The sequence below is a fragment of the Amycolatopsis sp. NPDC049159 genome (assembly GCF_040648295.1).
GTDB lineage: Bacteria > Actinomycetota > Actinomycetes > Mycobacteriales > Pseudonocardiaceae > Amycolatopsis > Amycolatopsis pretoriensis_A.
Map to the genome: position 1 here is coordinate 34,349 of NZ_JBEZDL010000016.1, position 18,703 is coordinate 53,051.

Annotated in this window: 18 protein-coding genes; 11 read left to right on the forward strand and 7 right to left on the reverse strand. The window is 71.7% G+C overall.

Translation table 11 applies throughout. From position 1 onward, the window contains the following. Nucleotides 1-13: 13 nt before the first annotated feature. Complete coding sequence (locus AB0B33_RS27760; protein WP_247020154.1) at nt 14-748, reverse strand: SDR family oxidoreductase; 735 nt, start codon at nt 746-748, stop codon at nt 14-16. Between the two features lie 21 nt (nt 749-769). On the opposite strand from AB0B33_RS27760, the gene AB0B33_RS27765 reads away from it, so the two are divergent. Next, on the forward strand, nt 770-1,399 hold the full coding sequence (locus tag AB0B33_RS27765; RefSeq protein ID WP_360777037.1) for a class I SAM-dependent methyltransferase: 630 nt from the start codon (nt 770-772) through the stop codon (nt 1,397-1,399). Nucleotides 1,400-1,443: 44 nt separating this feature from the next. On the opposite strand, the gene AB0B33_RS27770 is transcribed toward AB0B33_RS27765, so the two are convergent. The 5 genes from AB0B33_RS27770 to AB0B33_RS27790 all read right to left on the reverse strand — a co-directional run bounded on the left by AB0B33_RS27770 (nt 1,444) and on the right by AB0B33_RS27790 (nt 6,674). After that, nucleotides 1,444-3,348 carry a S8 family serine peptidase gene (locus tag AB0B33_RS27770; RefSeq protein WP_360777039.1) on the reverse strand — a complete coding sequence of 635 codons (1,905 nt, stop codon included), beginning with the start codon at nt 3,346-3,348 and terminating at the stop codon, nt 1,444-1,446. Nucleotides 3,349-3,399: 51 nt separating this feature from the next. Further along, entirely contained in the window at nt 3,400-4,098 is a 699-nt protein-coding gene (locus tag AB0B33_RS27775) for a nucleotidyltransferase family protein (RefSeq protein ID WP_360777041.1), read from the reverse strand. Further along, complete coding sequence (gene lpdA / locus AB0B33_RS27780; RefSeq protein WP_360777354.1) at nt 3,987-5,378, reverse strand: dihydrolipoyl dehydrogenase; 1,392 nt, start codon at nt 5,376-5,378, stop codon at nt 3,987-3,989. The genes AB0B33_RS27775 and lpdA overlap by 112 nt, the downstream gene beginning before the upstream one ends. Before the next feature lie 49 nt (nt 5,379-5,427). Continuing rightward, nucleotides 5,428-6,192: a lysophospholipid acyltransferase family protein gene (locus AB0B33_RS27785; protein WP_247020144.1), complete on the reverse strand. Its 765-nt coding sequence runs from the start codon at nt 6,190-6,192 to the stop codon at nt 5,428-5,430. Nucleotides 6,193-6,269: 77 nt separating this feature from the next. After that, the gene (locus tag AB0B33_RS27790; protein ID WP_247020142.1) at nt 6,270-6,674 is read right to left on the reverse strand and encodes a nitroreductase family deazaflavin-dependent oxidoreductase; all 405 of its coding nucleotides are present in this window, start codon (nt 6,672-6,674) and stop codon (nt 6,270-6,272) included. Nucleotides 6,675-6,890: 216 nt separating this feature from the next. On the opposite strand from AB0B33_RS27790, the gene AB0B33_RS27795 reads away from it, so the two are divergent. The 10 genes from AB0B33_RS27795 (at nt 6,891) to AB0B33_RS27840 (ending at nt 17,857) form a co-directional block, all read left to right on the forward strand. Then, nucleotides 6,891-7,931: a LacI family DNA-binding transcriptional regulator gene (locus AB0B33_RS27795; RefSeq protein ID WP_247020140.1), complete on the forward strand. Its 1,041-nt coding sequence runs from the start codon at nt 6,891-6,893 to the stop codon at nt 7,929-7,931. An 83-nt stretch (nt 7,932-8,014) separates the two neighbouring features. Next, entirely contained in the window at nt 8,015-9,148 is a 1,134-nt protein-coding gene (locus tag AB0B33_RS27800; protein ID WP_360777044.1) for a dihydrodipicolinate synthase family protein, read from the forward strand. Next, nucleotides 9,148-9,960, forward strand: coding sequence for a sugar phosphate isomerase/epimerase family protein (locus AB0B33_RS27805; RefSeq protein ID WP_360777046.1), 813 nt, complete (start codon nt 9,148-9,150; stop codon nt 9,958-9,960). The genes AB0B33_RS27800 and AB0B33_RS27805 overlap by 1 nt, the downstream gene beginning before the upstream one ends. Before the next feature lie 183 nt (nt 9,961-10,143). Beyond that, entirely contained in the window at nt 10,144-10,818 is a 675-nt protein-coding gene (locus AB0B33_RS27810) for an IclR family transcriptional regulator (protein WP_360777048.1), read from the forward strand. 47 nt (nt 10,819-10,865) lie between these two features. Continuing rightward, nucleotides 10,866-11,576, forward strand: a complete 711-nt coding sequence (locus AB0B33_RS27815) for a response regulator transcription factor (RefSeq protein WP_360777050.1) — start codon at nt 10,866-10,868, stop codon at nt 11,574-11,576. Between the two features lie 2 nt (nt 11,577-11,578). Further along, nucleotides 11,579-12,898: a HAMP domain-containing sensor histidine kinase gene (locus AB0B33_RS27820; protein ID WP_360777052.1), complete on the forward strand. Its 1,320-nt coding sequence runs from the start codon at nt 11,579-11,581 to the stop codon at nt 12,896-12,898. A 74-nt stretch (nt 12,899-12,972) separates the two neighbouring features. Beyond that, complete coding sequence (locus tag AB0B33_RS27825; RefSeq protein WP_360777054.1) at nt 12,973-14,364, forward strand: amino acid permease; 1,392 nt, start codon at nt 12,973-12,975, stop codon at nt 14,362-14,364. Then, nucleotides 14,361-15,116, forward strand: a complete 756-nt coding sequence (locus AB0B33_RS27830) for a carbon-nitrogen hydrolase family protein (RefSeq protein WP_360777056.1) — start codon at nt 14,361-14,363, stop codon at nt 15,114-15,116. The genes AB0B33_RS27825 and AB0B33_RS27830 overlap by 4 nt, the downstream gene beginning before the upstream one ends. After that, complete coding sequence (locus AB0B33_RS27835) at nt 15,113-16,804, forward strand: NAD(P)/FAD-dependent oxidoreductase (protein ID WP_360777058.1); 1,692 nt, start codon at nt 15,113-15,115, stop codon at nt 16,802-16,804. The genes AB0B33_RS27830 and AB0B33_RS27835 overlap by 4 nt, the downstream gene beginning before the upstream one ends. A gap of 405 nt (nt 16,805-17,209) precedes the next feature. Beyond that, complete coding sequence (locus AB0B33_RS27840) at nt 17,210-17,857, forward strand: TetR/AcrR family transcriptional regulator (RefSeq protein ID WP_247020126.1); 648 nt, start codon at nt 17,210-17,212, stop codon at nt 17,855-17,857. Between the two features lie 115 nt (nt 17,858-17,972). Here the strand turns inward: AB0B33_RS27840 and AB0B33_RS27845 are convergent, their stop codons facing one another. After that, on the reverse strand, nt 17,973-18,698 hold the full coding sequence (locus AB0B33_RS27845; RefSeq protein WP_247020125.1) for a TetR family transcriptional regulator: 726 nt from the start codon (nt 18,696-18,698) through the stop codon (nt 17,973-17,975). Nucleotides 18,699-18,703: the final 5 nt, after the last annotated feature.

Below are 18,703 nucleotides of genomic sequence, written 5' to 3' on the forward strand. Positions count from 1 at the left end.
CTGAATGTCGGCATCACCCGCGGCCGATGAACGGCATCGTCGTCGCCGTGACGGTGAGGAACTGGACGTTCGCGTCCAGCGGCAGGCCCGCCATGTACCGCACCGCGTCGGCCACGTGCCGGACGTCGAACGTCGGCTCCGCGACGACCCGGCCGTCGGCCTGGGGAATGCCCGCCGCCATGCGTTCGGTCATCTCGGTGGCCGCGTTGCCGATGTCGATCTGGCCGCAGGCGACGTTCCATGCGCGCCCGTCGAGCGAAATCGACCGGGTCAGGCCGGTGACGGCGTGCTTGGTCGCGGTGTAGGCGACGCTCGCCGGGCGCGGCACGTGCGCGGAGATGGAGCCGTTGTTGACGATCCGGCCGCCGCGCGGGTCCTGGTCGCGCATGAGGCGCACCGCCTGCCGGGCGCACAGGAACATCCCGGTCAGGTTGACGTCGACGGTCCGCTTCCAGTCCTCGACGGACAGGTCGGCGATCGTCCCGGCCGCACCGATGCCCGCGTTGTTGACGAGCAGGTCGAGCCGCCCCCACTCGTCGCGGACGGCGTCGAAGAGCGCGGCGGCGGAAGCCTCGTCGGCGACGTCGGTGGGCACGACGAGGGCACCTTCGAAGCCCGCGGCGGTCTCCTCGAGCGCGGCGGACCGGCGTCCGGCCAGCGCGACCCGGTAACCGTCTTCGAGCAGCGCCCGCGCCACCGCCCGGCCGATCCCCGATCCGGCGCCGGTGACCACTGCCGTCTTCGCCATCACTGCTCCTAGACTGCGCGCATGGGACTTCGCGAGGGTTTCCAAGCCGGGCTGGCCCGGCAACTCGGCCACCCTAGCGGCCTGCGGGGCCGGGTCGTCGGCGCGATGCTGAACCGCCGGAACCGCGAGGCGGTGGTGAAGGCGGTCGACGCGCTGGAGCTGTCCGGCGACGAATCCGCGCTCGACATCGGGTTCGGCGGCGGGCTGGGCCTCGGCCTGCTGCTGCGGAAAACCGCCACGGTGCAGGGCGTCGAGATTTCGAAGACCATGCTCGCCCGGGCGGGCACGACCTTCCGGCGGGAGATCGCGGCGGGGCGGCTGGTGCTGTCCGAGGGTCCGATGACCGCCCTGCCCCTGGCGGACGGCACGGTCGACGCGATCGTCACGACCAACACGGTCTACTTCGTGGACGACCTCGAGCGGGCCTTCGCGGAAGTCGCGCGCGTCCTCGCGCCCGGTGGCCGGTTCGTGCTGGGCGTCGGCGACCCGGACCTGATGGGGCGGGCCCGGATGCTGACGGACAACGGCTTCCGGCTCCGCCCGGTGGCCGAACTCGAAGCGGCGTCGGCCGCGGCGGGACTGGGCCTGCTCCGGCACGAACGGATCGAGCGCGGCCCGTTCCGCTTCCACCTGCTGGTCACCGGGAAATGACGCAGCGGGGCCCGGCGCGCGCCGGGCCCCGCTGAATTCGGTGCTTACTTGGGCTGGACACCCAGCGCGGCCAGGGCCGGGCCGGCCATGATCACGCCGGTGCCGGTCACCGTGTCGAAGCCGGGCGCGCCCAGGTCGATCGCCGAGGACACCAGCGCCGAGCGGATCTGCGCCGGGGTCGCCGTCGGCTTGCCCGAGAGCAGCAGGGCCGCGATCGCCGCCGCGTGCGGGGCCGCCGCCGACGTCCCGAAGAACGGCTGGAAGCCGGTCACCGAGGTCGCCACGCCGTCCGCTGCCGTGATGTCCGGCTTGTTCCGGGTCGTGCCGCCGGTCGAGGAGACGTTGCCCGGGGTGATCGCCGTGCCGTCGGCGTTGTAGAAGAGCTTGCGCTTGCCGTCGGAGGAGAAGCGCTCCCACTTGCTCGACGCGCTGAACAGGCCCGGGTACGGGCCGGCCGGGTTGGCCGGGTCACCGGTCTCCAGCGGACGGCCGAACGCCGGTCCGGCCGGGGCCGCCGCGACGCTGAAGGCGTTCGCCGCCGCCGAGTGACCGTTCGTGACACCGTTGGTGCTGAACGCCTTCAGCGAGCCCGAGGCCACGAAGCGGCCGCGGATGACGTTCAGCGCGATGAACCGGTCGGCGCCGCTGTACTTGACGACCGCGACCTTGTAGCCCGAGCCGGTGGCCGGCACGTTCGCGATCTCGTACGGGTTCTGCGAGCCGGACTGGCCGTTCTCGCTGGAGGCCACGACGCTGCCCGCCGAGTTCAGGATGAACAGGTCGTAGTCGTTGGCGGACTTGCCCCACGGGTCGGACCAGAACAGCGTCACCGGCTTGCCGAGCGAGCCGGCCGAAAGCGCGTCGAAGTTCTGCGTGGTGCTGCTCGGGTCGAAGTCGTGCGGGGTCCCGGTGACGCCGCTGATCTTCGTCGGGGACGCGCGGAAGTCGCCTTCGTAGTACCCGCTGGTGCCGTCGGTCGCGTTGCCGGAGTTGCCGGCCGAGGAGAAGTACAGGACGCCGGCCGCGGTCACGTCGTTGACCGCCTGCGCGACCTGCGTGTCCTGGAACGGCGACTCGTCGAAGTAGGAGACGTCGTCGACGATGATCTGGCACTTGCCGGTGGTGCGCAGCGCGCGGATGTTCGCGGCGAAGCTGGCTTCACTGGTGAACGCGGTGGCGAAGCCGAGGGTCGCGTTCGGCGCGAGGTCGTGGATGATCTCGAGCATCGCGGTGCCCTCGTCGCCGCTGCCCTTCTGCCCGGACAGCACGTCCACGGCGGGCAGTTCACCGGCGCTCTGCGACTTCGCGAGCGAGTCGACGCCGTCGGAGAGCACGCACACCTTGGTGCCGGACCCGCTCACGCCGTAGGTCGTACGGGCGGCGTCGGCACCGTGCGCTTTGTCCCCTTCGGACACCTGCGTCGCGGCGGCGGCCTGCGCGGCGACAGCCTGCCGCAGATCGCGGTTGCCGGGCTCGCTCCAGGTGGTGGCCTGCGCGGCGGGCTTCACCTCGGCGACGTCGCCACGCCCGGCGATGGTGTCCACAGCGGACAGCGGCAAATCGGCCCGGACCGCCCCGTCCGGCGCGGTGTAACGCACGGTGCCACCGGCCGCCCGCACGGCGCCGGCAACGCCGTTGCCGTGGGCAGCGATGTCGACCGCGACGGTGCCGGCCCCACTGACCCCGACGCCGGAGCGGTAGTCGGGCAGCTTCGCGGCGAGCGACCGGTCAGCCCGCAACCGCTTCTCGACGACCAGCTGGCTCGATTGCTTGCGCTCCGCGGGGCTCAGGCTCTTCTTGATGCTCTGCAGGGCACTGATCCCGGCCTCGGTGCGCGCGGCAGCCGCGTCCACCGTGGACGGCTGCGCTGCCGAGACGCCCGTCGTCAGCAGCAACGCGCCGACCGTCAGCGGAGCCGCGTGCGCGGCAACCCGGCTGAATCTCACCATCGATGTCTCCCTGTGATCCTCGGTCACTCGACCGGGTGTAATGGGGAGAATCTAAGGAGTGACCGAGCGAGGAACCACCGACCAAAGTCTGGATCGCACGGACGTCCACATCCTGGAACGGGCAGGAAAACGTGAGACGATTTCGGGCCACCGGCTCCGCCACCGAGCAACCTTCCGTTCGCAAGCCTCGCAGGGGGCAAGCACGGGATTCGGCCGCACGACCATCGCGAAGAGGTCATCGAGCCCGTGGGGAGCGTAGAAGTGCCAACTGCCGCCGGGTTCGAGCCGGACCCCGACACACGAGCAGACGGCCACGAAGGCATCGATCGCGGCCTCGGTAGTCGTGAAGGGCGGGCAGGCCACACCGAACTTGGCTTCGTACCAGAGATGCACCCGGGCTTCGTCGCGCACTTCGACGTCGACACCGAGGTCCGCGAACGTTTCGGCGGCGGCCCGGATGACCCGGTCCTCACCCTCCCAGCTCAGATCGGCCGCTCCAACGCCACCACACCCCGCCCAGACCCCCGCCGCCCCGATCCGAAGCCGCCCACACGGCCGGCGCGGCGGGTCAAGGCACGCTTTCCCGCCTTGACGCGTCGCGCCGGCCGTAGTGACAATGAAAAATCGGGCGAACCGAATCACATATTGATCATGTGCCCAGCAAGCCCATGAACAGCTTCCTTGACCGCTTCCCCCAGCGTCGGGTGCGCGTGCACGTTCCGAGCCACCTCGTGAACAGTCAAATCCCACTGCTGAGCCAAAGTGAGCTCCGGCAGCAACTCGGTGACATCCGGCCCGATGAGGTGCCCGCCGATCAGCTCTCCGTGCTCACCATCACTGATCAGCTTCACGAACCCACCGGCGTCGCCCAACCCCTGAGCCTTCCCGTTGGCCGTGAAGGGGAACTTGGCCACCCGGACGTCGAACCCCTTCTCCCGGGCCTGCGCCTCGGTCCACCCGAAACTGGCGATCTGCGGCTGGCAGTAGGTCGCCCGCGGGATCATCGGGAAGTCGAGCTCCATCGTCTCCGCACCGGCGATGGTCTCCGCGGCCACCACCCCCATCGACTCGGATGCGTGCGCCAGCATCAACTTCGCCGTCACATCACCGATGGCGAAGATGTGCGGCACGTTCGTCCGCCCACGCCCATCGACAGCGATCGCGCCCCGCTCAGTCAGCGCGACACCCGTCTTGTCCAGCCCGTAACCCTCGACCCGGGGCTGGAACCCGATCGCCTGCAGCACCTTGTCCGCGGTCAGAACCCGCTGCCCGTCCTTCTCGGACGAAACAGTCACCTCGACCGAAGAACCCGAATCGTCGATCGACTCCACCCGGGTCGACGTCAGCACCTTGATCCCGAGCTTCCGATACCGCCGGAGGAGCTCAGCCGACACCTCGGCATCCTCCAACGGCACCATCCGATCGAGGAACTCGACGATCGTGACGTCGACGCCGTAGTTGTGCAGCACGTAAGCGAACTCGACGCCGATCGCGCCGGCCCCGGCGATGATGATGCTCGAAGGCAGCTCACTGGACAGGATCTGCTCTTCGTAGGTCACGACCCGCGAGCTGCGCGAAGTCCCCGGCAGCAACCGGGTTGTCGCCCCCGTGGCGATGATGCAGTGCTCGAAGGTGATCTGCGAGCCGTTCACCTCGAGCGTGTGATCGTCGAGGAACGTCCCGTGCCCGTCGAACTCGGTGATCTTGTTCTTCTTCATCAAGAAGTGCACGCCCTTGACGCGCCCGTCGGCGACCTTCCGGCTCCGCTCGTAAGCAGCCGTGTAGTCGACCCGGATCGGGCTGTCGGACGAAATCCCGAACGCCGCGGCCTCCTGCGTCACCACGTGCGCCAGTTCGGCGTTGCGCAGGAGAGCCTTCGACGGGATGCACCCGACGTTCAGGCAGACCCCGCCCCAGTACTTCTCCTCGACCACCGCGACGCTGAGCCCCAGCTGCGTCGCGCGGATCCCCGCGACGTAACCGCCGACCCCGGCCCCCAGCACGACGACATCAAAGTGTTGTGCACTCATACACCAGAAACTACCCCTACGGGCAGGACCGGGCGGGGTGACGCGGACCTCAGGCCGCGAGCGGCCGCCGCTCACCGCGGATGGACTCCAGCAGGGTCGTCACCTCGCCCATGATGCGAGCCGTCGCCTCCTCCAGCACCTCGCGGGTGAGCGGCCGGTCGCGTAGGTCGGACAGGTCGACCGGCGGCCCGGCGACGAGCTCGACGGTCTTGCGCGGCAGCCCGCGGGGGAACCACGCGGTCGACGGCAGCAGGTGGTGGGTGCCCCAGTTGGCCACCGGGATCACCGGCGCGCCGGTCTCCAGCGCGGCGCGGACGAGGCCGGTCTTGCCGCGCATCGGCCAGCCGTCCGGGTCCTTCGAGAACGTGCCCTCCGGGAAGACCGCCACGCACTCGCCCGCCCGCACGGACGCCACCAGGTCGCGGTAGGCCTCCGCGGCCGTCGCCGCGCCGCGGTAGACCGGGATGTGGCGGCCCGAACGCATCACGCGGCCGACCACCGGCAGGTTCCACAGCGACGCCTTCGCCAGGTAGCGCGGCACGCGGCCGGCGGCGAGGCAGAACGCGGTGAGCGTGGTCGGGTCGGCGAAGGACAGGTGGTTCGACGCCACCAGCACGCCGCCGGTCTTCGGGATGTGGCGGGAGCCCCGCACGCGGAAGCGGGTGGTCTGGGCGAGGAACTGCCAGACCACCTCGATCGCGAAGCTGTACCAGGCGCCACGGCCGGCGCGGGCGAAGCGCCGGCCGTAGGCGATCATCTGGCGTCGGGTGAGCAGCTCACCCTCGAGGTCCAGGGCGGTCCAGCGGTCGTTCATGAGTGTCATTCGTAGCCCACGACCGCCCGGTTCGGCCCCGGCGCGCGCCGAACGCGGCGCAGATCACAGCAACGATTTCACCGGCGTTCGAGCACGACCACCGGGATCTCACGGTCGGTCTTCTTCGCGTACTCGTTGTAGTCCGGCCAGACGGCGGCCAGCTTCTCCCACAGCTTCGCGCGCTCCTCGCCCTCGGCCGTGCGGGCGGTCGCGGTGAACTTGTCCGCCTTGACCTGGACGCCGACCTCGGGGGTCTCGACGAGGTTGAAGTACCAGCCGGGGTGGTTCGGCGCGCCGCCCTTGGAGGCCACGATCACCGGGTTTCCGTCGACTTCCTGGTAGATCAGGGCGAATTTGCGCTCCTGGCCGGTCTTGCGGCCCTTCGTGGTCAGCACGAGCGTCGGGACGCCTTCCTTCCACTCGTGCCCGACCTCCCCGTCGGTCTCCTCGTAGCGGCGGACGTGCTCGTCACCGAACAGCATGCGTGGTTCCTTTCGCGGTCATCGGCAGTGGCGGGCTCACCACTTGAAGGTTCTCCTTGTTTGCAACACACGTACCGCGGCCGATCTTCCCCGCCGGTTTCACTCGAATGGGTCAGGTCCCCCGAGCAGCGGCTTCTCCGGAGACACCCTCCTCCCAGTAGATTGCACCGACCGAGCACGCGGAGACACCCGAAACCGATCTTGGAGGAGCCAGCCATGAAGGCCCGGCCGCACGTGACACTGGAAGACGTGGCACGCAGCGCGAACGTCTCGCTCGCGACGGCGTCGCGGGTGCTCAACGGCACCGCGTCCGTCCGCGCCGACCTGCGGGAGCGGGTGTCCGCCGCCGCGGCCGAGCTGGCTTACGCCCCGAACGCGCACGCGCAGGCCCTCGCCGGCGGCACGCACCGCACGGTCGGCGTGATCTGCCACGACGTCAGCGACCCCTACTTCGCGGCGATCGCCGGTGGCGTGATGCGGGTGGCGACCGACAACGGGCTGCTGGTGATGCTGGCCGGCACGTTCCGCGACCCCGACCGCGAGGTCGCCTACGTCTCGACGCTGCGCGCGCAGCGGGCGGCGGCGATCCTGCTGATCGGCTCGGCGTTCGAGGACCGGACGTGGGAACGCGCGATGGCCGCCGAGCTCGAGCCCTACCGCCGCGGCGGCGGGCAGGTCGCGGCGGTCAGCCGCCACCGCGGGCTCAAGATCGACACCGTGCAGCCGGACAACAAGGGCGGCGCGGCGGCGCTGGCCGACGCGCTCGTCGGCCTCGGCCACAAGCGGTTCGCGGTGCTCGCGGGCCCGCGGCAGCTGAGCACGGTCATCGACCGGCTGGCCGGGTTCAGCGACGGGCTCGCCGCGCACGGCATCACGTTGCGCGAGGACGACGTCGTCGAGGCCGCCTTCACCCGCGACGGCGGCTACGAGGCGACCAAGAAGCTGCTCGCCGGCCGCAAGCGCAAGCTGCCGACCTGCGTCTTCGCCGTCACCGACGTGATGGCGATCGGCGCGCTGACGGCGTTGCGCGAGGAGGGCCTCTCCGTGCCGGGCGACATCTCGGTGGCCGGCTTCGACGACATCCCGGTCGTCCGCGACCTCGCCCCGGCGCTGACCACCGTGCGGCTGCCGCTGGAAGAGCTCGGCGAGCGGGCGATGGACCTGGCGATCAAGGGCTCCGCCGGCACCCGGCCGCGGACGGTCCGGCTCTCCGGCGAAGTCGTCCTGCGCGAAAGCACCGGACGCCCCAAGCGCTGACCCGGTCGGGCCTTGTCGTGCTCCGGCGCAGGCCCTACCGTGGATTCGGGAAAGCGCTTTCTGAGTCCCTGGGAGGTCCCCCGATGCTCGTGCTCCCGGTTCCCGGCGGCGGGCTGCTGGACTGGACGCCGTCCGGGCCGCCGTGTCCCGGGCCGTCGGGAACGCCGCTGTCGTCGAGGATCGCCTACGCCGCCGCGCACGTCGTGGCGGACGCGCTCGCCGCCGAGCCGGACACCGTCGACTGGGACACGACGCTCGCCTTCCGCGAGCACCTCTGGTCGTGCGGCCTCGGCGTCGCGGAGGCGATGGACACCGCGCAGCGCGGGATGGGCCTGGATTGGCCGGCCACCCGAGAGCTCGTGACGCGCACCGGCGCGGCCGCGGCCGGACGGCGGTGGTGCGCCGGCGTCGGCACCGACCAGCTGCCACCGGGGCCGGCGACCGTCGCGTCCATTGTGGACGCCTGGCGCGAGCAGCTGGACCTGGTCGGCGGCGCGGGCGCGATCCCGGTCGTGATGGCCAGCCGGGCGCTCGCCGCCGCGGCCACCGGGCCGGACGACTACCACGCCGCGTACGGGAAGCTGCTGTCCGACGCGGGCGGGCCGGTGCTGCTGCACTGGCTGGGCGAGCAGTTCGACCCGGCGCTGGCCGGCTACTGGGGCCACGACGACGTCCGCGCGGCCGCCCGCGAGCTGGCGGCGCTGTGCACCGAGCACGCCGGCACGATCGCCGGGGTCAAGGTTTCGGTGCTGGACGCCGAGGTGGAGACCGAATTCCGGCGCACCCTGCCCGCGGGCGTCGCCTGCTACACCGGGGACGACTTCAACTACCCCGAACTCATCGCGGGCGACGAGGCCGGCCACAGCGAAGCCCTGCTCGGCATCTTCGACGCGATCGCCCCGGTGGCCGCGGCGGGGCTGCGCCGGCTGGACGACGGCGACCCGGCCGGCTTCCGCGCCGCGCTCGACCCGACCGTGCCGCTGTCGCGCGAAATCTTCCGCGCGCCGACCCGGCACTACAAGACCGGCGTCGTCTTCCTGGCGTACCTGAACGGGCACCAGCGGCACTTCCGGATGATCGCCGGGCAGGAATCCGCGCGCACGATCACGCACCTGGCGACGTTGCTGCGCCTGGCCGACGAGGCGGGCGCGCTGGCCGACCCCGACCTGGCCGTCGCCCGGATGCGGCCGCTGCTGCTGGCCGCCGGGGTGGCGTGATGGACGAGCGGCTCAGCCTCAACCAGATCACCACCAAGTCCTGGACGCTGCCCGAAGCGGTGGCGGGCTGCGCGGCGGCGGGCGTCGGCTGGATCGGGCTGTGGCGGGACAAGGTCGCGGAAACCGGCGTCGACGAAACCGCGCGGCTGCTCAAGGAGTACGGCGTCCGGGTTTCTTCGCTGTGCCGCGGCGGTTTCTTCACCGGCGTGACCCCGGAAGGGTCCCCTGTGGACGGTGTGGCCCAGACCCGCGAGGCGATCGACGAAGCCGCCGCGCTCGGCGCCGGCGTGCTCGTGCTGGTGGTCGGCGGCATCGCGGGCAACGACCTGGCCGCGTCCCGCCGGCGCGTCGCGGACGCCGTGGGCGAACTGGCGCCGTACGCGGGCGAGCGCGGCGTGCGGCTCGGCTTGGAGCCGCTGCACCCGATGCAGTGCGCGGACCGGTCGGTGCTGTCCACTGTGGACCAGGCACTGGCGATCGCGGCCGAGCACCCGGCCGAGCAGGTGGGCGTGATCGTGGACGAGTTCCACGTCTGGTGGGACCCGCGCATCGAGGAGTCGATCGCCGCGGCGGCGGGTCGGATCGCCGGGTTCCACGTGTGCGACGTCCTGGTGCCGCTCCCCGACCCGCTGCTGGGCCGAGCGCTGCCGGGGAACGGCCCGATCGACCACCGCCACCTGCGCACCTGCGTCGAAGCGGCGGGGTACGACGGGCCGATCGAGGTCGAAGTGTTCAACGCGCAGCTGTGGGCCCGCCCGGGGGCGGAGGTACTGGCCGAGACGATCGCGGCCTTCGAGCGACACGTGGCCTGACTCCCGGCAGCCGGTGACATCCGAACATCATGAACGACCCTTTCACGACGTCCAGCGACATGAACGACCCTTTCATCACATCCCGGACCCGGTCGAACACCGCAGCCTTCGAGCGACACGTGGCCTGAGGTGTCCACGGCGCGGTACGCTTGGTCCGTCCAGCGGACTTGGGGAGGTCGCGCGATGACGACGGAACACCAGACCGGCGACGAGGGCGCCGTCCGGAGTGTGCTGCGCGCCTTCGACCTGCTCGCTCTCTTCACCGAACGCCGCCGGACGTGGGCGGTCAAGGATCTCACCGCGGCCAGCGGCCTGGCGAAGACGACCGTGCTGCGGCTCGTCGCCACCTGTGAACAGCGCGGCCTGCTCTGGACGCGGCCCGACGGGCGGGTCACCGTCGGACCCGGGATGCTGCGGTGGGCGCAGCTGGCGAACACCGCGTGGCAGCTGCCCGAACCGGTCCGCCAGGTGCTGCGCGACCTCGCGCTGGAGTGCCGCGAAACCGTCAACCTCTACGTCCGCAGCACGTCGGTGCTGGTCTGCGTGGCCCAGCAGGAGGGGCCGCTGGCCATCCGGCACGTCGGGCGGGTCGGGGACGAGCTGCCGCTCGGGTGCGGGGCCGCCGGGCGGGTGCTCGACGGGGCCGAGGGGGCCGCCGTCAGCCACGGGGAGCCCGAGGCGGGTGCGTCCAGCGTCGCCGCGCCGGTGCGCGACGGGGACGGGCGGGTGCTCGCGGCGCTCGCGGTGACCGGTCCCACCAGCCGGTTCGACGCGGCCGAAGTCGCTGCGTTTACCGAAGCCGTCTCCGGGGCTTCGCTGCGGATATCGCAGATCGGCCTCGGGACCCGGACGGAATAGGCCACAGTCGTCCGGATTCCGGCAGGACGTTGGTTAGGCTGCCCGGCATGCCGAACCTGCTGGTGGTGGAAGACGACGCGGCGATCGGCAGCGTGCTCGAATCGACCCTGCGGCTGCACGGTTACCAGGTGTGCTGGCGCCGTGACGGGCGGACCGCACTGCAGGCCGCCGAAGCCGGTGAGTTCGACCTCGTGCTGCTCGACCTCGGCCTGCCCGACCTGGACGGCGTCGAGGTCTGCCGCCGGCTGCGGAGCGCGCTGCCCGCCGCCGTGCTGGTCATCCTCACCGCCCGGCAGGAGGAGATGGACGTCGTCGTCGGCCTCGACGCCGGTGCCGACGACTACCTCACCAAGCCGATCCGGCTGGGCGAGCTGCTGGCCAGGGTGCGCGCGCACCTGCGCCGCGGCGCGCCCGCCGGGGCCCGGCCGCCGGTGACCATCGGCGAGCTGACCGTCGACATCGCCGGCCGCCGCGCCACCCTGCACGGCCGCGAGGTCGTGCTGCGCGCGAAGGAGTTCGACCTGCTGGCGCGGCTGGCCGAGCAGCCCGGCGTCGCGGTCAGCCGCGAGACGCTGATGGCCGAGGTCTGGGACGCGCACTGGTACGGCTCGACGAAGACCCTCGACGTGCACATCGCGGCGGTGCGCCGCAAGCTCGCGTCGGTCGCCGGGCCCGACGCCGAGGTGCCCCGGATCGCCACCCTCCGCGGTCACGGCTACCGCCTGGAGGACCCGGCCCGGTCCGCGGCCGAAGGCTAGCCGTGCGCCGCCGGATCATCTCGCTGACCGTGCTCGCCGCGCTGGTCGCGACCGTGCTGTTCGCGCTGCCGCTCGGCATCGCGGTGATGCAGTACTACCGCGACGACACCAAGGCCGACCTGGAGCGGGCCGCGGACGCCGCCGCGCTCGCCGTCTCCGAGGACCTGAGCGCCGGCCGGACGCCGGTCGTCCCGCCCCTCGTCGAAGACGACGACGAGGTCGGCGGCGCCGTCGGCGTCTACAGCCCGGACGGGCGGCTGCTCGCCGGGCACGGCCCCGCGGTCGGCGGCCCGGTCGAGCGGCACGCGGCGAGCGCCACCGTCGACGTCGTGATCGACCGCGAAGGCGACGAAGTGGCGCTGGCGATCCCGGTCCTCAGCGGCGCCCGGGTGACCGGGGTGGTCCGCGCCGCGCTGCCGATGTCGGAGCTGCGGCTGCGGGTGGTGCTCACCTGGCTCGGCATGGCCGTGCTCGCGATCGCGGCGATCGGCGTGAGCTGGCTGCTGGCCCGGCGGGCGACGACCCGGCTGGTGCGGCCCCTCGAGGAGCTGGCCGCGGCCGCCGGGCGGCTCGGCGACGGCGACTTCACCGCCCGCTCCCCCCGCGCGGGCATCGCCGAGATCGACCAGGTCGGCGAAGCACTCGACGCCACGGCGACGCGCATCGGCGAGACGCTGGAGCGCGAGCGCGCGTTCTCGGCGGAGGCGTCGCACCAGCTGCGCAACCCGCTGACCGGCCTGCGCCTGCAGCTCGAAGCCGCGCTGGAAACGCCCTCGGCCGACCCGTACGCGGCGATCCGCGCCGGGATCGCCTCGACCGATCGGCTGGAACGCACCATCGAGGACCTGCTGGCGCTGGGCCGCGAACGCCGGGCCCCGCGCGCGGAACTCGACCTCGACGCGCTCCTCGGCGAAGTCCGCGAGGCCGGCGAGGCCCTGCTCGACCCGCGCGGACGGGCGCTGCGGATCACCCGCCAGGACCCGCCGCCGGCCCGGGTGGCGGCGGCCGCGGTCCGCCAGGTGCTCGGCGTCCTGCTCGACAACGCGGCGACGCACGGGCGCGGCACGGTCACCGTCGTGGCCCGCGACGCCGGCGACGCACTGGCCATCGACGTCGCCGACGAAGGCCCTGACCTGGGCGAAACCGACCCGTTCGCGACCGCGCCGAGCGATCACGGGATCGGCCTGCGGCTGGCCCGCAGCCTCGCCGAGGCAGAAGGCGGCCGGCTCCGGCTGAGCCGTCCCGCCCCGCCCACGTTCACCCTGCTCCTGCCCGCCGCCGAGCAGAACGAATCGCCACGATCCGCGCATCCTGTGCAATGAATCACCTGTGATTCATCTGTACGCGCAATGTAGTCCTGTTTTGCCCGCCGGAAACGGCAGATACGGTCGTCGGCATGACTCTGCGAGCCGCGACGGTGCGGCGGAAACCGGTCGCCGACTTCGTCGCCGAAGGTGATCATGGCACGTTGAAGCGGTCGCTCGGCCTCGGGCAGCTCACCACGCTCAGCATCGGGGCGACGCTGGGCAGCGGGATCTTCGTCGTGCTCGGCGAAGCGGTCCCGGTGGCGGGGCCGGCCGTGGTGCTGTCGTTCGTGCTCGCGGGGATCACCGCGCTGTTCTCGGCGCTCTCCTACGCCGAGCTCGCCGGCATGATCCCGCTGTCGGGTTCGTCGTACTCCTACGCCTACGCCACCCTCGGCGAGCTCGTCGCGTGGGTCTGCGGCTGGTGCCTGATCCTCGAGTACGGCGTCTCGGTGGCGTCGGTGGCCGTCGGCTGGGGTCAGTACGTCAACGAGCTGCTGCGGCTGGCGTTCGGCTTCACCATCCCGGACGCGCTGAGCCAGCCGCCGGGTTCGGGCGGGATCGTCAACGTGCCCGCCATCGTCGTCGTGCTCCTCGCGATGGTCCTGCTGCTGTCGGGCGCGAAGGAGAGCGCGCGGGCCAACACGATCATGGTCGTGGTCAAGATCGGCACGCTGGTGCTGTTCTGCGCGATCGCGTTCACCGCGGTGCGGGCGAAGAACTTCACGCCGTTCCTGCCGCTCGGGCTGGCCGGCATGAGCGCCGGCGGGGCCAAGCTCTTCTTCTCCTACATCGGGTTCGACGCCGCCTCGACCGCCGGCGAGGAGGCGAAGAACCCGCAGCGCGACCTGCCGCGGGCGATCCTGCTCTCGCTCGGCATCGTCACCGTGCTGTACTGCCTGGTCGCCGTGGCCGCGGTCGGCGCGCTGCCGTGGCAGGAGTTCGACGGCCAGGAAGCCGCGCTCTCGCACGTCCTCGGCGTCGTGTCGGACAACCCGCTCTGGGCCGCGCTGCTGGCCGTCGGCGCGATCGTGGCCATCTCCAGCGTCGTGCTGACCGTCCTCTACGGACAGACGCGCATCCTGTTCGCGATGTCCCGCGACGGCCTGGTGCCGGGCGTGCTGTCCAAAGTAGACGCAAAGAGCGGCTCGCCGCGGGTCAACACCCTGGTGGTTTCGGGTTTCGTCGCCGTGCTGGCCGCGTTCATCCCGCTGGGCAAGCTGGCCGACGCGACCAGCATCGGCACGCTGTTCGCGTTCGGGCTGGTGAACGTCGCCGTGGTGCTGCTGCGCCGCCGCCAGCCGGACCGGCCGCGCTCGTTCCGCGTGCCGTTCTCGCCGGTGACGCCGATCCTCGGCGTGCTGTGCTGCGCGTACATGATGCTCAGCCTCGACGGCGCCACCTGGGTCGTCTTCGGCGGCTGGATGGCGCTCGGCCTGGTCCTCTACTTCGGTTACGGCATCCGGAAGTCGAGGCTGGCATGAGGGTCGCGATCCACCAGGGCGCGTTCGCCGACCTCCCGGAAGTCCTCGCCCGCACCGACGCCGAGCTCGTCGTCACGGCCGAAATGGCCACCACGGGCTACCACATCGGCGCGCGCACGCACGAACTCGCCGAGCCGGCCGACGGGCCCACCGCGCGACGGATGTCCGCGCTGGCCGGGGAAACCGGCGTCGCACTCGCTTACGGCTATCCCGAATCCGACGGCGAACACGTCTTCAACAGCGTCCAGCTCGTCGACGCGACCGGGCGGCGGCTGGCGAACTACCGCAAGACCCACCTGTTCGGCGACCTCGACAAGGCGTGGTTCACCCCGGGCGGCGAAGCCGTGGTGCAGGCCGACCTCGGCGGCGTCCGGATCGGGCTGCTGATCTGCTACGACGTCGAATTCCCGGAGCTGGTGCGGGCGCACGCGCTCGCCGGCACCGAACTGCTGGTCGTGCCGACCGCGCTGATGAGCCCGTACGAGCTGGTCGCCGACACGCTCGTGCCCGCGCGGGCCTACGAAAGCCAGCTGTTCGTCGCCTACGCGAACCGCTGCGACACCGAGCGGGAGCTGACCTACTGCGGCCGCTCCTGCGTGGCCGCCCCGACGGGGGAAGTCCTGGCGCGCGCCGGGTCCGGGCCGGAGCTGGTCCACGCCGACGTCACGCGGGAGGCGCTCGCCGCGTCCCGCCTGGAGAACACCCACCTGGCCGACCGACGGCCCGAACTGTACCGGGGAACCACCGCATGACCTCCGCCGTCCCGACCGCGATCCACCACGAAGAACCGCCGGGCCGCCCGATCACGATGTTCGGCCCCGACTTCCCGTTCGCCTACGACGACTACCTCGCCCACCCGGCCGGGCTGGGCTCGGTGCCCGCGGAACGGCACGGCACCGAGGTCGCGGTGATCGGCGGCGGCCTTTCCGGCATCGTCACCGCGTACGAGCTGATGAAGCTGGGCTTGCGGCCGGTGGTGTACGAAATCGACGAGCTCGGCGGGCGGCTGCGCACGGTCCGGTTCCCCGGCTGCCCGGACGACGTCGTCGCGGAGATGGGCGCGATGCGCTTCCCGCCGGCGTCGACCGCGCTGTACCACTACATCGACAAGGTCGGGCTCGAAACGGTCCCGTTCCCGAACCCGCTGGCGCCCGGGACGCCGAGCACGGTCGTGGACCTGAAAGGACAGAGCCACTACGCGCGGACGCCCGCGGACCTGCCCGCCGTGTACGGCGAAGTCACCGCGGCGTGGGACCGCACGCTCGCCGACCACGCGTCGTTCGCCGAGATGCAGACGGCGATCCGCGACCGGGACGCGAAGACGATCAAGCGGCTGTGGAACGAACTCGTGCCGCGGCTGGACAACCAGACGTTCTACGGCTTCCTCTGCGACTCGCCCGCGTTCGCTTCCTTCCGCCACCGCGAGATCTTCGGCCAGGTCGGCTTCGGCACCGGCGGCTGGGACACCGACTTCCCCAACTCCATCCTGGAAATCCTGCGCGTCGTCTACACGGGAGCCGACGACGAGCACCGCAGCATCGTCGGCGGCAGCAGGCAGCTCCCCTTGCGGCTGTGGGAACACGCTCCCGAGGAGATCGCTTTCTGGCCGGCGGGCACGAGCCTCGGCTCCCTCCACGGCGGACGCCCGCAGCCCGGCGTCGCGCGGCTGCACCGCACCGCGCCGGACAACATCACGGTGACCGACACCGAAGGCCACATCCGGACGTTCCCCGCGGCGGTGTTCACCGCGCAGAGCTGGATGCTGCTGTCCAAGATCGAATGCGACGCGGAGCTGTTCCCGATCGACCACTGGACGGCGATCGAGCGCACGCACTACATGGCGTCGTCGAAGGTGTTCGTCCCGGTCGACCGCCCGTTCTGGCTGGACACCGACCCGGCGACCGGCCGCGACGCGATGAGCATGACGCTCACCGACCGGATGCCCCGCGGCACGTACCTGCTCGGCGACGACCCGGACTCGCCGGCGGTCATCTGCCTGTCGTACACGTGGGCCGACGACTCGCTGAAGTGGCTGCCGCTTTCGGTGTCCGAGCGCGTCGAGGTGATGCTGCAGTCCCTGCGCGAGATCTACCCGGGCGTCGACGTCCGCCGGCACATCATCGGCGACCCGGTGACCGTGTCGTGGGAGGCGGAACCGCACTTCATGGGCGCGTTCAAGGCCAACCTGCCCGGCCACTACCGCTACCAGCACCGGCTGTTCACGCACTTCGTACAGGAGCCGCTGGCGCCCCGCCACCGCGGCCTGTTCCTGGCGGGCGACGACGTCTCGTGGACGGCGGGCTGGGCGGAGGGCGCGGTGCAGACGGCGCTGAACGCGGTGTGGGGCGTCCTGCACCACTTCGGCGGGGCGACCGATCCGGCGAACCCGGGGCCGGGGGACCTCTTCGAGGACCTCGCGCCGATCACGCTGCCGGACTGAGCGTGCCCCTTTTTCCGGCACTGGTTCCGGCTGCCGGCGCCGGTTGCGGCTCCGCTTGCCGGGGCCGGGTGGAGGTCGCGAATGACTCATTCGCGACCTCCACCGCCCCAATGAGTCATTCGTGGCACCCCGGCGAGCCGAACGACACCCTCCCGATCACGCTGCCGAACCGGGCGTACCCCGATGGTGCAGACGGGAACGAGACGTTTCCTCCCGCAGGATCTCGGCGAAGTCAGGGGCCGGTGAGCACGCCCCAGCTTCCGGCTCCGGCTCCGACTGGTGCCGCGAGCCGAACAGCACCCTCCCGATCACGCTCCCGGACCGGCCGTGCCCCGATCGTGGCACCGTGTCCGGGAACGTGCGGACTGGGCTGCCCGGCGCAACCGGGCGTGCGACGATGGGGCCATGAACACCGAGCCGGCGCCGAGATGGCGAAGACTGGAACCGGACGAACGGAAGGAACAGATCTACGCCTGCGCCGCGCGGCTGTTCGGGGAACGCCCGTATTCCGAAGTGTCCACTTCGGACATCGCCGCGGCGGCGGGGGTCGCGCGCGGGCTGATCAACCACTACTTCGGCACGAAACGCGAGCTGTACCTGGAAATCATCCGGCGCGCGCTGACCGTGCCGCGGCTGGCTGTCGAGATCCTGCCGGACGGGCCGCTCGAACTGCGGGCCGACGTCGCCATCGAGTGGTTCCTCGACATGGTCACCAGCCAGGAGCGGATGTGGCTGGCCGCGATCGCGCCCGAGGGCATCGGGCGTGACCTCGAAGTGGAACGGATCCTCGAGGAGGCCGACCGCGAATCCGCCGACCGCGTGCTCGAGGCCGTCGGGCTGTCCAGCGAGAGCGACCACGGGCCGGAGCTGAACGCGCTCGTGCGCGCGTTCGGCGGGATGGTGAAGGCGGCCGGGCGGGAATGGCTCGTGCGCGGATCACTCACCCGGGACCAGGTGCACCTGCTGCTGTCGAAGTCGCTCGTCACGCTCGTCGGCGAAGTCTTCCCGGCGATCCGGGCGGTGCCACCGTCGCCGCGCCACGGTCGCGAATAGACCGAAGCCCCCGACGCCACGAGGGGGAGGAGGGCGCCAGGGGCTTCGGGTCGATGGGCGAACCACCGACGCACGTCCACGGTACGCCGGGGCACTGTCAAGTCGCTGTCAACCCTCAGTTGTCCGCTTCGCGCAGTTCGTCCAGGCGGTGGGCGAGCCCGTCGAGGCACCGGCCGACCGCGTAGTCGTACAGCTGGGCGTAGTAGCCCGCGGCGAGGTCGGGGTCGCCCATCAGGTCGTGCATCGCGGACCCCAGCTCGGCCATCCCCGGCAGGTCGGCCCGCTCGCGGTAGGCCGCGTACGCCTCGGTGTTGTCGATCCGCAGGGCGAGCGCGCCGTCGCGGTCGTCCTCCATCGCGACGAACTGGCACGCGGTCATCAGCAGCAGGTTGTAGGCCAGCACGCTCTCGCGGCCGAACCCCGCCTGCAGCAGCACGCCGATGCCGGCGTCGATGCTGCGCGTGGCCGCCTTGACCGACGGGCCGAAGAGGGCGAGCCGCCGCGCGCAGCCCGGGTAGGTCCGCAGCAGCGCGCGCAGGCTGCCCAGCAGCTCGGTGAACCACTCCGCCCACGGGAGCCGCTCTTCGGGCAGCTCCAGCAGGCCGACGACCCGGTCGACGACGGCGTTCACCACGGCGTCGCGGTCGCCGACGTGGTGGTAGATGACCGCCGGGTAGGCCTCGACCGCGCGGGCGAGCTCCCGCAGCGTCCAGTTGTCGAGGCCGCGCTCGGCGGTCAGGGCCGTGGCCGCGGAGATGATGCGCTCGGCGGTGAGCGCGGGCAGACCCGCCGCGGCCCGCGACCGGGGGCGCTGGCCGGTGCCCGAGGATGAGGGAGGCATGGGGC